The following is a 13,762-nucleotide window of genomic DNA, read 5'->3' as shown; positions in this document are numbered from 1 at the left end:
TCTCTTATTTGTCTAGTACTTTTTTTGATTTATATTTTTCTAAATAAAACCAATTTAGTGTTGGAATACGGTTTATTGTGTAGATAACTTCCTCTCCACCTTCTTTATATCGAAATATATCATCATCATTAGTTCTCACAGCTTCTTGAATGACTTCATTTGGGTATGCACGCCGCTTAATTGATCTATTGATCGTCGCATTAGTTTTCTTATTATTCTTCAATAAAGAACTACTGACAAGGATCTCACCATCTGCATTGAGAATGACTGACTCTATTAATGCTTGATTGTGGTCATCCTCTTGCTTAAACATCAATTGACTTGCAATGAAATCTAAAGTTAAATCTAAGGCTAATACACCACTAAATTTATTCTCTTTATTATATAAGCTGATTGTACATGGCAAGACTAAACCCAAGCCATTTATATCATAATAGGGTTCAGCCCAATGAATTCCTCTTTTACCTTTTGCTTCTTTGTACCAAGGTCTACTTCTATGGTCATACTCATTCGGATACGCCCCTTTCCCTGGATAAGAAACAAAAACTCCATTTTCTAAACCACAATAAATCCAGCGCACTGGCAGAGCTTTTAGTAAAATCTTTTCTTCGTTAATGTCATGTCGACTCAAATGGCTTGGACTAGCAAGATCACTCTTGAGCATTATCTGCACAAAATCATCTCGAAAAGAAAAGAGGTAGGCCAATTGTTTCTCCACTTCCGATAATTCCGTACCTGGAGCTAGTTTGTAGACTAAAGTATTGACCTTGACCTCTTTCCCAAAAATCGAGGAATAAACCGTACCCGGCGGTTTTGTTTTGGCGCTCATAAAATCATTAGAAGAATATAATTTTATATCTTCATTACGCAGCGATGGCACGCTCAATAAACTCGCACTCAAACGACTCAAAAGTTGCTCGAGCTTGGTTATTTGAGTGTCAATTAAATGCGCTTTATGGGCAACATTACTTTGTAATTCTGCATAGACATTTTCACGTTGTCTAGCATCTGAAATGGATGTGTTCTGTTTGAGTAAGCTAAAAATAGCAATTGTTGATAAGCTCACGATAAGGCTCATCATAAGAATGGTCATTTTATAGGGGTTTTTTTGCGCCCAACGCATCCCTTTTCTAATCGGTTTATCTGGCAAACAGCTGAGTTCATCATTACGCAGTAAGCGTCGAACATCTTCTGCGAGTTCTTCAACTGATTGGTAACGAAAGTTAATGTTGGGATTTCTCGCTTTTTCAATAATCGCCTTGAGTTCTGAGGCAATAAGCCCCTTGCTAAAACGGTGTTTTATTTCTGGAAAAGTATTACGAACTGCTTGCTCAAAAAGTTCATTTGTATTGAAACCGCTAAAACCACGTTGAAGCGTACACATTTCATGAAGTAGCATTCCCAATGAATAAACGTCGGTATGGCGATCAGGAAATGGATTGCATAGGATTTGAGGGTCTATATAGCCTGGAGATCCACAGACATTTTTCTTCATGTGCTCAATAACTTCTGGACGTTTATTTTCCGGATCATTCATGCAATAAGCAATCCCCCAATCCATTACATACACCTCACGGGATTCCCCTATCATGATATTGTCTGGCTTAATATCGCGATGAATAACTTCTTTTGAATGTGCGTACTCAATCGCTTCACATATTTTGATAAAATGCTCTAAGCGGGTAATAAGCGATGTACTTTCGTTCTTTTGCTTAAACCCTTGGAAATAATATAGATCTGCAACGCGTTCTAGGTACTCACTTAGAGTAACTCCGTTGACCTTCTTCATCGCAAAATAAACCGCCCCCTCTTCATCTGAATTAAGACTATATATGGGAATAATCGCTGGGTGGTCTAATTGTGCTGTAAGTTGTGCTTCTTTTACGAAAGAGCGCCGCATGTGGTTTTCTTTTAATTTTTTAACCACGACTTCTCGGCCAAGGTATTTATCTTCAGCATTATGAATTGAACCTTGAGCTCCTTCCGTAAAGGCTTTTTTTACTTCATAAATCAAGTTGACATCTACATGTTCTGGGTGATCTCCTTTATCTAGCAAATGCTCATCAAAAGAGATATTAGTCGTAGAAATCTGTTCACAAAAAACGTGTGTATCTACAGGATCTTTATCGAGTTCTTTGGTCTGACTAATTGGATTTATGGGAATGATTTTATCAGTAGAGGAAACTTTTATAGAGTCCCTCTCCATTTTCATGGTCGGGGTTTCTACTGTAGTTTTTGTTCTTTCTTCTTTCACTAATATCCTTATATCTTAGCTGCAATATATAACTTGCCACTAAATAGCCCCATAAAAAACATCATATCATACAGGAAATTATATACATTTTAAGACTTTTACTTTGTTTCAATCAAGTTTAGAATAATCTTAGGCTTAACAAAGGACCCCATAATGATGAACTACTTCTGGTTTCGTCGTGATTTAAGACTTCACGATAATCACGGATTACATGCGGCTTTACAAAACTCACAAGTCGTCAGACCTATATTTATTTTCGATACAGATATACTAGATAAACTCACCTCCACTAGTGATCCACGCCTTTGTTTTATTCACAACAAATTATCTGAATTAGATGAACAAATTAAAGCATTAGGAGGCTCAGGACTTTTTGTTTATTATGGCAAAGTTGATCAAGTTTGGCAAACATTACTTAAACAATCTCCGGGAAATATTTATTGTAATCGTGATTATGAACCACGGGCAATTGATCGAGATTTACGTGTAGAGGAACTTCTTCGCACAATGGGCAAAAATTTTAATTCCTTCAAAGATCAAGTGATTTTTGAGGAAGACGATATTTTAAAAGCTGATGGTACTCCATACACGGTCTACACACCATACCGTAAAGCTTGGGAAAAACACTTTTCTGAAGATTTACTTACTAACTTCCCTTCAGAAAGCCACAGAAATTTTGATACACAGGAATGCCCTCCTATCCCTAGCTTAGCTCAGCTTGGTTTTGAAACATCCGAAGCTTCTCAAGGTGCTCAAAATTTGGATACATCATTGCTAAAAGACTATAAAACCAACCGGGATTTCCCTGCACTTGATGCAAGTTCTCGATTATCGGTACAACTGCGCTTTGGAACCATTAGCATTCGCGAATTAGTCAAACAGAGTCTCGCACATGAAGTGACTTATCTCCATGAATTAATTTGGCGAGAATTCTTTATGATGATCATTTACCATTTTCCTGATTCGGCAAATAATGAATTTAAAGAAAAGTATTCCGCCGTCCCATGGAAACATGATGAAGAGAATTTTAAGAAATGGTGTTTTGGTAAAACAGGTTACCCCATGGTAGATGCTGGTATGCGAGAGTTAAATGCCACTGGATACATGCACAACAGAGTTCGTATGGTTACCGCTAGTTTTTTAGTAAAACATTTGCTCATAGATTGGCGTTGGGGCGAACAGTACTTTGCCCGTAAATTAATGGATTATGATTTATCGGCAAATGTCGGTAATTGGCAATGGGCAGCTGGTTGCGGCTGTGATGCGGCACCCTATTTCCGAGTTTTTAACCCCACTGCACAGCAAGAGCGTTTTGATAAAGATGAAGAATACATAAAGAAATGGATTCCTGAATATAATACAATGCTCTACCCCGAGCCCATGATCGAACATAAATTTGCGCGTGAACGCGCCATTGAAACTTATAAAAAAGCTTTAAATTAACATGCCCAAACTATGTTTAATTTTGGGAGATCAATTAGACCTCCAAATCAGTTCTTTAAATAAAATTAATAAAGAACATGATTGGGTCGTCATGATGGAAATCAAGAATGAAACTAATTATGTGCCTCATCATTGCCGTAAAATGCTTTTTTTGTTTTCAGCGATGCGCCACTTCAATGAATCCCTAAAAGAAGCTGGCTATCAAACGATATATATTCCATTAGATGCTGAGGACAACCATCATTGCTTTGTAGAAAACATGCGAATTATAGTGGAAGAAAAAAACATCAATTCACTCATCGTGTGCGAAGCTGGCGAATGGCGCTTGCAAAACGAAATGACCACTTGGGAAGAAACTATCGAAGTCCCAGTTACCATTTGTGAAGATCAAAGATTTCTCATAAGTCGTGATGATTTTATTCAATTCGCTGAAAATCGAAAGTCTTTACTTATGGAAGATTTTTATCATATGATGAGAAAAAAACTAGGCTACTTGATGGATGATAATAAACCGCTTGGTGGCAAATGGAATTATGATAAAAATAATAGATCAAAATATGATAGTGAAACGCCCATCCCAAAACGATTAAATTTTGCAGCGGATCAGACCACTCAAGAAGTCTACTCCCTCATCAAAACTCATTTCCCAAAACGTTTTGGAAATATGGATCACTTCAACGAAGCATGTACAAGAAGTCATGCGCTTCAGAGTTTACAGCACTTTGTTAAACACATTCTTCCTAACTTTGGAAAGTATCAAGACGCCATGTTGCGCAACGAGCACCTAATGTTTCATAGTCGCATATCACACTTGATTAATTGTGGTCTATTGAACCCACGTGAAGTATGTGAATACGCTATTGCCCACTTCACTATTTCAAATCAAGAAGATTTAAATTCAATCGAAGCTTTTATTAGACAAATTATTGGTTGGAGGGAATATATACGTGGTATTTACTGGCTGAAAATGCCTCAATATAGTGAGAGTAATTATTTCGAAACCCACAATAAATTACCCGATTTTTATTGGACGGCAAAATGCAAGATGAACTGTGTTCAAAAAGTTGTTTCGGATACACATAAATATGCCTACTCTCACCATATACAAAGGTTAATGATAACTGGTAACCTAGCACTGCTTATGGGTATAGAACCTAAAGAAGTTCATGAATGGTATTTAGCTGTTTATGTTGATGCTTATGAATGGGTCGAATTGCCTAATACTTACGGGATGGGCATATATGCAGATGGGGGACTTTTAGCCACTAAACCTTATGCAGCCAGTGGCAACTACATCAATAAAATGTCTGATTTCTGTAAGTCTTGTCATTATAATGTCAAAGAAAAAACAGGTCCAAATACCTGCCCATTTAATTATCTTTATTGGGACTTTTTAGATAGAAATAAAGAAAAGTTATCTGCCAACCATCGACTATTTATGCCTTATAGAAACTTGGAGAAGATGGATGAAGATAAACTGGCAATCATAAAGCAAGATGCTAAAAAATTTATTAATAAACATTGTTCATAGTTAAGCCCACTATTAGCTTTAAGATTCATATTAAAGATTCGCTGTGTTTAACTTTTTAATGCTTTATCAATTGAACTTGATTTATTACCTTTTTTAACTAAAATCTTGCAAGATAATTCACGGAGATAAGAATGAAGTTAGAAACACTAGAAGGTCTAGTTTCTGCACTCGAAAAAAACACTGAAGTAAGCGGTACCGACAAAAGATCCGGCTTAACGCACAAAGCTTCCTTTAAGGTCGATGGAGAAAGAGTACTCTTCAAATCTTGCAGTGAATCAATGATCCAAAATGGAGACAAAGTGAAAATTGTTGGTCTTCCAGATGCGGGTGATTTTAAAGCGATTGCTTGTAAAAACCTTAGTCAACCATGGCAAAGTGAAAAACCAAAACTGGGCTTTGCTCCCATCGTTTTAAGCCTATTCGTATTTTTCACTGCTAGTATGAGTATGCTTGCCAGACCGTTTATCATCCTATCTTTGATTGTAGGCTTTATACTTTTTAACTTATTAAAAGTCTATAAAACTCAAAAAAATGCTTTTCAAATCCTCATTAGTGAGTGATCTCTTAACGGTAAGTAACCTTGCCGGTTAATTGCAGTTCTTCTAATAGTTTTTCCGAATAAACATTTTTCGGTAACTCTAAGTTCTTAAGTGATTTACAATGCTTAAGAACTTTTATATCCACTGGACTACCTCCTAATATTAAATGCTTGATTTTCGTTTCCTTCAGTGGAGATAAATCAAAAACATTACAATTAAACAAATTCAGCTTTTCTATTGCACTAGCTTTTAGGGGCTCGATAGAAGATACCGTTGTATTGGAGATGTCCAATGTTTTGAGTGGCATGCCCTTCAAGCCTCCTAAGGTTTTGACTCCAGATGAACTTAAGTCCAAAGAAACTATTGGTAATTCATGAAGGACAATAGTCATTCTCGTTCCTTCGTTACCACTCGCATCTACGCTATATAAACCACCTTTTTCTATACGTTTAAAATTTGCTTCATCATCGCGTCCTGCAAAAAATTTGTGGTTATCGCGATAGCTTTGTTCGGCAAACATCCAACGTTCTTCTATAGAGTAGTTTTTGACCATATTATAAAACATTAAGGCATGCAAACCGCTGAATTTAAATTTCCCTCTTACAATTTCTCGACGTACATCATAAATTTGCTTGGCACTTGGTTTGCTTTCCCCTTCTTTACTTGCCCCTTTATCTGCCAACTCGATTAACCACAGTTGCTTAGAGCTCTGACTACCTTTACGTAAACTTTGTTTAGCTTGACTAAAACGTAAATAACCAAACTCTAACTTGCCACGTAAATCCCAGGCTGATTTTAATTGATTATCTAATTTCAAAGCTTCTTGAACTGCCTTTAAGGAATCTTCGTACTTGCCTTTAGTATAGTCAGCCATTGCAATCTTAAAAAATGCTTTAGCCGCTGATCTTGATATGGCTTTATTCTTATTCTCTTCAACTTTTAAGTCCGCTAAAAGCACACGAGTTTTTAACTCAGATTTCTCAGCTATGACCTGAGCTTGTCTCGCCAATTTTTTCCCATTATTAATTCTTAAAATTGATAAAGTAAGGAGAATACTGACTAGGGCTATAGATAAGAGTAATACTGAACTTAGAGCTTTGTGGCGAATAATGATTTTTTTCAAAATTGTCAGTATATTAGGATTTTCAGCATTAGTCGCAAAACCAGCAATATAAGCACGAATTTCCGAAGATAGTGCAGTCACACTTTGATAGCGATCTTCTGCTTTATGTTCTATTGCTTTGATAAAAACTGCTTGTAAACCTTTAGGTAAATTAGCCAGTTTTTTTGAGCTCAAACATTCAGGCTGTAAATCATTCGCTTTCAAACGTTTCTTCAATTCGCTGGGAGAATACGGAGACTCACCTAAGAGCAAAGAATATAGAACACCACCTAATGCATATATATCACTACATACACTTAGCGTCGTACCACTTAGTTGCTCAGGTGCCATGTAAGCTAAACTGCCTTTAACTTTGCCCAAATTTTCTTCATTAGCCTGATTAATTTTTTGAGCTAAACCCCAATCACAAACTAAGACCTGACCAAAATCATCAATTTGAATATTTTCGGGTTTCAAATCTAAATGCAAAACTCCTTGAGAATGAGCGTAGGCCATTGCATCACATACCTTGAGAAAAATCTCTAAGCCCTCATTAAGTGTTTGTTTCTTATTCTCAATGATTTCTTGAAGGTTTGATCCACTAAGTAATTTCATCGTAAAATAAGGCTTATTATCTTCATTTAAACCTAAATCATAAAGCGGAACTATATTAGGATGCTCCAAATGAGCGGATATTCTCGCCTCATTAATAAAGGCTTCATTATTAGATAGTTTTTCGCCATCTCGCAAGACAGCCATAGCCAAGTTACGCTGCGTAAATTTATCCTGACAAGTAATGATTTTCTTTTGACCACCTTGGCCAAGAGCTGAACCAAGAACATAACGACCACCGATATCTTGGATTTCTCGAACTAAAGAGGAATCCTTGAGTAAAGCATCATCATCTCCTAAAGCGTCTTCAAAACTCTCTAGTAACCAAGCACGATCATCCGCCATTAACTCAACTCCTCATTGAGGCGACGAATCTCACGGTGAAAGGCTTCTTGAACTCTTTTGCGATTAACAAAGACTGAGTTCACTTTCAAGGATAATTCCTCAGCTAATTCACTAGCTTTCTTGCCCTTAGCTAATTCCTCAAAACATTTAAGTGCACTCGAAGAAAACTCATCTCGCAAATTTGACCAAGCCAAATCCGCAACGTGTATTTTCCATTCTTGTTCATAAATCTGATAAATCTCAACTTCGTCACTATCAGGTTTATTGAGTTGACTTAATTCAGCTCGTTTAATATCATTTTTATGACGTTGTTGTTTTTCAAAAAAATGACTCACCTTGTTACGTATAATGCGACTCATCCAAGTTCGGAATTTACAGTTCTGTGGCTGATAATCAAAATCTGGAAGCTTTTTCCAAAGGGCTAATAATACTTTTTGTGATTGATCTTCAAGTTCTTGGCTAGGCACGCCCAATCGCTTTAAGATGGCCTTAATATATTTCTCGTAAAAATAGACAAATTCCTGCCAAGCAGTTTCATCATGCTGATTTCTCAAACGTCCTAACAGGGTCATTCTTGTATGAAATTCATCGGACATAAAAACACCTTACTTGTTCATTTCATACTAATTTTCTAGCTCAATATTACAAATGTGAATAAAAAATTAGTCATTAAGTCAAGTATACTTCTTTCACACGTATTGAGCTATTACAGTCAATAAAAACCAAGGATATGACCGCATGATTAAAAAAATTAGTTTACTTCTCTTCTCATTATTCTGTCTCGAGCTCAGTGCTCAAGACAAACCCAATATCATCTTTATTTTAGCTGACGATATGGGCTATGGCGACATGAGTAACGAAGGTGGCCTTATCCCTACGCCACACCTCGATCGTATGGCAAACGAAGGCATGAAGTTTACTGATGCTCATACATCTAGTTCAGTTTGTACTCCTACACGTTATGGAATCTTGACTGGTCGTTATAACTGGAGATCAAAATTAAAAAAATCAGTCCTTGGAGGTACTTCACCTGCTCTTATACCTCAAGACCGCGTAACTATCGCTAATTTCCTAGCTGACCAAGGCTACCACACTGGTATGGTGGGGAAATGGCATTTGGGAATTGGTTGGCAGATGTTAGATGAAGCTAAGAAACCTGAAAAATCTTTTCTTAAAGAAGGCTACAAAGTTAAAAAAAGCCGACATGCAGAATCTTGGAAAGTTGATTACAGTAAGCCCGCTATTACACCTGTGCATAATGGCTTCGATTATTTCTATGGTATTGCTGCCTCACTAGACATGCCTCCCTATGTTTATATAGAAAATGATAAAGCTGTAGAAATGGCGACTCATGAACGCGGTTTCGCAACCCCCTACCGTCCTGGTGCAACTGGCCCAAGTTTCGATGCCACTTATTGCCTCATGACTTTTGCCGATAAATCACGTAAATACATCGCTCAACAGGCAGGTGATAAATCAAAACCCTTCTTTCTCTACCTTCCTCTCACATCTCCCCACACTCCCATTATGCCATCTGAAAACTTCAAAGGGAAATCTCCCACAAAAACTGAATACGGTGACTTCGTCATGGAAACTGATTGGGTTGTTGGCGAAGTTATGGCTGAACTCGATAAACAGGGGATTGCTGATAATACTCTCATTATTTTTACAGCTGATAATGGATGTTCGCCAACAGGAAGTATTCCAGAACATATCGCATTAGGTCATTATTCTAACGGTAAATGGCGTGGTCACAAAGCTGATATCTTTGAAGGTGGCCACCGCGTTCCCTTCCTCGTTCGTTGGCCTGCAAAAGTTAAAGGTCAGACAACATCTGATTCGACTATCTGCACAACTGACTTTTTTGCGACTGCCGCAGACGCATCTCAACTTACTAGTTCAATAAAAGATACCATCGCGGAAGACAGCTTTTCTTTTTATGCTGACCTCACTCAAACAGGTAAGACTAAACGCTCCTTTACAATTCATCACTCAATCAATGGTAGCTTTGCTATTCGTCAAGGTAAATGGAAGCTCAATCTATGTGCCGGTTCTGGTGGCTGGAGTGAACCACGTCCAAATAATACAAAAGGCATGCCACTCATTCAGCTCTATGACCTAGATGCTGATCCAGCGGAGAAAAACAATCTTCAGGCTGCTCACCCAGAAATTGTTGAGAAACTCGTCAATCAATTAGCAAAAGAAATCAAAGATGGTCGTTCTACTCCTGGTTCAAAGCAAAGCAACGAAGGTGCCATCCCCTTTAAGAAAGATATCCTCGCTAAATTCCCACAACTCGTACAGGACTAAGTATCTTGAAATATTTATTTTTAATTTGTTGCGGCCTAAGTCTCTTTGCTGACTCAGCAAAACCCAATATCATTGTCATCATGGTCGACGATATGGGTTGGGGTGGTATAAGCGCATTTGATAACAAACACTTTAAAACGCCCGGTATTGACCGCATGGCAATCGAGGGTATGAAACTTACTGACTTCCACTCCAACGGCGTCGTATGCAGTCCTACTCGTGCTGCTTTAATGACCGGCCGCTACCAACAACGCAGTGGTTGTGATGTGGTCATTAACGCCGACCCCAAACACCCCGATCATGTTCGTGGCATTCGCGACGAAGAATGGACTTTACCGGAGGCTATGAAGTCAGCTGGTTATTCCACTGCAATTTTTGGCAAATGGCATATTGGGTACAAAGCCGAGTTTCACCCCATGAATCATGGCTTCGATGAATTTGTCGGCTTTATTAGTGGCAACATCGATGCACAATCACATTATGACCGCATGATGACTTTTGATTGGTGGCAAGGCAAAGAGCTAAAAGATGAAGAAGGTCATCATTCAGATCTTATCACAAAACACTCAATTGACTTCATTGAGCGCAATAAAGAGAAACCCTTTTTTCTCTATGTAGCTCATGGCACACCTCATTCACCTTTTCAGGCCCGCGGCTCAAAAATTCAACGTGGCCCCGACAAAGGAAAAGTTCCCAGCTGGGCACCAAAAATGGAGTACAGCAACACTCCAGGCGACGATAACTGGCTAATGAAACATTTTACCATGCCTGTTGATGAGGGAGTCAATCAAATCCTCGATAAACTTGTTGAACTCGATATTGATAAAAATACGATTGTTTGGTTTTTAAGCGATAACGGTGCAGCTGGCGGTAATGGCAGTAAAAGCGAAAATACTCGTGGTGCTAAAGGCTCAATGTATGAAGGTGGTCACCGTGTACCTGCACTTGTTTGGGCACCCGGTCGTATTAAGCCTGGTTCAGTTTCTGAACAAACGATGATGACTTTCGATATAACCGTAAGCTCTATTAAAGCCGCGGGAGTTGCGATCCCCGCAAATCATAAACTCGATGGTGTCGATGTCCACCCCACAGTTTTTAGTAATAAAAAACTAAATGCTCGTACGCTAATCTGGGAAAATGGTAAAGGATCGGGAGCACTGCGTAAAGGGCCATGGAAACTCATTGTGAATAAAAAAGGTCAAGAACTCTACAATCTAGCTGAAGACCATAAAGAGACTAAAAACCTAGCTAAATCTATGCCAGAGTTAGTAAGGGAACTCCATAAAGAGTATATAGCTATTTTTCAAGAGACAAAGAAAAATGCCCCCTACTCCATGCTTGATAATAAGTAACAATCCTCTTCAAAGTAAAAATGCGGTCATTCATGACCGCATTTTTTGGTTTCTGTAAGACTTTGCCTTATATTAAATCGTAAGGAGATAGAGGTCCGAGACTCAACTTGAGCTCGATTAACTTAGTGGGCTCAGCAAAAAAAGGAGCACACTATGAAACATCTCGCAGATTATGATAATAGCCCATTAAGATCCGCAGACACCATTATTGCTGGTGTCAGAATCTACTTGGGTTTTCTACTTTTGTGGAAAGGTCTAGAATTCTTTTTTAATCAAAGTGTTTTTAATCAGTACTTTGATAACATTGGTCCCATATGGTTCACCCCTGTAGCCGCTTTACATTACGTTTTTCTGGCTCACTTATTTGGTGGCATTTGCCTCATCGGTGGTATGGGAACGCGTTGGGCAGCAATGTTGCAAGTGCCCATTTTGGGCGCCGCCGTCTTCCTCATCCATCTCCCTGCCCTCCTTAGTCAACATATCGCCGCAAATGCCGCAGAAGCTTATCTCGCTATCTTTAGTTTGATCCTTATATGCTTTTTTACGGTGCGTGGTTCAGGTACTTATTCTATCGACTACAAAACGGTATACGATGAAGAACACCTAAGTGATGATCATCACCCCGAAGATGGTCATCATGCCTAACGAACTTATTTAGAAAGGGTTCATTAGGTATTGATCTGCTATTTAAATCATTCATCAATCATTTTTGACAAATCCTCGAGCCAAGACTTATCATGCTCAACTGAATTCTTCACCGAACCATCTAAATCTATGCGAACTTCTTTTTTGCAGTCTTCGCAAGTCGCGTGATAAAACTTCGTTTTATTTTTATTATCAGTAATGGGAGTTAAATGCTCTAAGTTCTTGCTTTGGCAATGGGGACAATTCATACTATTTCCTTTTTCGTTTCTTCACAATGCCACCCTCATCCATTTGGTCAAACCCTAAGTCATTTTGTTGGTTGATTCCTTCTATATGCTAACATATGTTCTTAATACCTCCGCGAAGTGAAAACTTGACCGACGGATTAGAAGTCCGTTGCTCAATCGACTTGAAAAAATACGCTTCTTGCTTTACTTAAGGCAAATAATTTTCGGAGCAATAAATCATGGCTACTTTTCACGTACCCCTCAAGAAAACTGTGGATGATTCCTACGACATCCAAATTGGTTTTAATCTCTTTTCAACTTTGATTGCAGACCTCAAAAAGGGTCTCTTCGCAAAAGCTAATAAATTCGCCCTCATTACTGACTCAAATGTCCTTCCCCTCTACGCGAGTAACCTCATCCTCGCCATTAAGGAGGAAGGCTTTAATGTGGAGCTCTTCAGCATGCCTGCCGGTGAACACTCTAAGACTCGTGAAACCAAAATTCGCATCGAAGACGAAATGCTCGACAAGGGCTTTGGCCGCGACTCAGCCATCATTGCCCTCGGCGGTGGAGTTGTTTCCGATTTGGCCGGCTTCCTTGCTGGCACTTTTGGACGTGGCATTCCCTTTGCCAATTACTCAACCACCCTACTTTCAGCTGCCGATGCCTCTGTAGGTGGAAAAACGGCCGTCGACACACCTCATGCCACTAACCTCATTGGCCTCTTTAATCAGCCGGTAAAAGTCTACATCGATATTGCGACTTGGAGCACTCTTCCCGATCGCGAAGTTCGTGCGGGCCTCGCCGAAACGATTAAGCATGCTTGCCTCGCTGATGCCGACTTCTTCTCTTGGCTCGAAAGCAATATCACCAAGATTGCCTCTGCGAAAGACGCAAAACTCGATGCCGAAGCCTGCGAATTTATTGCCGAGGCTAATTGCCGCATCAAATATGATGTCGTGAGTCGTGATGAAAAAGAAGCCAACCTCCGCCAGGTGCTCAATCTCGGTCACACCGCTGGTCGCGCCATGGAGACCCTTTTCGAATATCAATTACTTCACGGTGAATGCGTTGCAGTGGGCCTCTCAATCCAAGCCCTACTCGCCAATAAGCTCGAACTCATTTCCGATGAAGATCACAAACGCATTGACGCGCTCATTGCACTTTGTGGCCTCCCCACAGAAGTTCCCGAAGAAATTAGCACCGAAGAACTCGTCGAAAAAATGTATACCGACAAGAAAGTTCGCTCAGGCCAAATTCGTTTCGTACTTATGGATGGTATTGGCGCTATGAAAACTTTCGAAAATGGTTCCTACACCAAGGCACTCACAGACGAATTCCTCATCTCCACAATTGACGAGTATCGCGCTCGCTAAACTTGATTTTTCACACCGGGACTGAA

At 39.2% G+C, this 13,762-nt stretch carries 11 protein-coding genes; 7 read left to right on the top strand and 4 right to left on the bottom strand.

Features of this window, described 5'->3' with window-relative positions; translation table 11 throughout:
* Positions 1–4 precede the first annotated feature (4 nt).
* Positions 5–2,254 (bottom strand): serine/threonine protein kinase, encoded by a 2,250-nt coding sequence (locus PQO01_RS07890; RefSeq protein WP_274313477.1) that lies wholly within the window; start codon positions 2,252–2,254, stop codon positions 5–7.
* A gap of 153 nt (positions 2,255–2,407) precedes the next feature.
* Here PQO01_RS07890 and PQO01_RS07885 point away from each other — a divergent pair, with 153 nt between their 5' ends.
* The 3 genes from PQO01_RS07885 to PQO01_RS07875 all read left to right on the top strand — a co-directional run bounded on the left by PQO01_RS07885 (position 2,408) and on the right by PQO01_RS07875 (position 5,788).
* Entirely contained in the window at positions 2,408–3,697 is a 1,290-nt protein-coding gene (locus tag PQO01_RS07885) for a cryptochrome/photolyase family protein (protein WP_274313476.1), read from the top strand.
* Position 3,698: 1 nt separating this feature from the next.
* Positions 3,699–5,228, top strand: coding sequence for a cryptochrome/photolyase family protein (locus PQO01_RS07880; RefSeq protein ID WP_274313475.1), 1,530 nt, complete (start codon positions 3,699–3,701; stop codon positions 5,226–5,228).
* A 131-nt stretch (positions 5,229–5,359) separates the two neighbouring features.
* Positions 5,360–5,788 (top strand): hypothetical protein, encoded by a 429-nt coding sequence (locus PQO01_RS07875; protein ID WP_274313474.1) that lies wholly within the window; start codon positions 5,360–5,362, stop codon positions 5,786–5,788.
* 4 nt (positions 5,789–5,792) lie between these two features.
* On the opposite strand, the gene PQO01_RS07870 is transcribed toward PQO01_RS07875, so the two are convergent.
* Complete coding sequence (locus PQO01_RS07870) at positions 5,793–7,826, bottom strand: serine/threonine-protein kinase (RefSeq protein WP_274313473.1); 2,034 nt, start codon at positions 7,824–7,826, stop codon at positions 5,793–5,795.
* Positions 7,826–8,422 carry a sigma-70 family RNA polymerase sigma factor gene (locus tag PQO01_RS07865; RefSeq protein ID WP_274313472.1) on the bottom strand — a complete coding sequence of 199 codons (597 nt, stop codon included), beginning with the start codon at positions 8,420–8,422 and terminating at the stop codon, positions 7,826–7,828. Before PQO01_RS07865 ends, PQO01_RS07870 begins: the two co-directional genes overlap by 1 nt.
* 142 nt (positions 8,423–8,564) lie before the next feature.
* Here PQO01_RS07865 and PQO01_RS07860 point away from each other — a divergent pair, with 142 nt between their 5' ends.
* The 3 genes from PQO01_RS07860 (at position 8,565) to PQO01_RS07850 (ending at position 12,133) form a co-directional block, all read left to right on the top strand.
* Complete coding sequence (locus tag PQO01_RS07860) at positions 8,565–10,136, top strand: sulfatase family protein (RefSeq protein ID WP_274313471.1); 1,572 nt, start codon at positions 8,565–8,567, stop codon at positions 10,134–10,136.
* 5 nt (positions 10,137–10,141) lie between these two features.
* A complete protein-coding gene (locus PQO01_RS07855; protein ID WP_274313470.1) occupies positions 10,142–11,488 on the top strand; it encodes a sulfatase-like hydrolase/transferase in 1,347 nt (448 codons plus the stop codon).
* Positions 11,489–11,641: 153 nt separating this feature from the next.
* A complete protein-coding gene (locus tag PQO01_RS07850; protein WP_274313469.1) occupies positions 11,642–12,133 on the top strand; it encodes a DoxX family protein in 492 nt (163 codons plus the stop codon).
* A gap of 47 nt (positions 12,134–12,180) precedes the next feature.
* Here PQO01_RS07850 and PQO01_RS07845 read toward each other — a convergent pair whose 3' ends face one another.
* Positions 12,181–12,381, bottom strand: coding sequence for a hypothetical protein (locus PQO01_RS07845; protein WP_274313468.1), 201 nt, complete (start codon positions 12,379–12,381; stop codon positions 12,181–12,183).
* A 218-nt stretch (positions 12,382–12,599) separates the two neighbouring features.
* On the opposite strand from PQO01_RS07845, the gene aroB reads away from it, so the two are divergent.
* Complete coding sequence (gene aroB / locus PQO01_RS07840) at positions 12,600–13,736, top strand: 3-dehydroquinate synthase (protein WP_274313467.1); 1,137 nt, start codon at positions 12,600–12,602, stop codon at positions 13,734–13,736.
* The last annotated feature ends 26 nt before the right edge of the window (positions 13,737–13,762 follow it).

The organism is Lentisphaera marina (assembly GCF_028745505.1).
Lineage (GTDB): Bacteria > Verrucomicrobiota > Lentisphaeria > Lentisphaerales > Lentisphaeraceae > Lentisphaera > Lentisphaera marina.
This window is presented reverse-complemented; position numbering and strand designations above follow the sequence as displayed.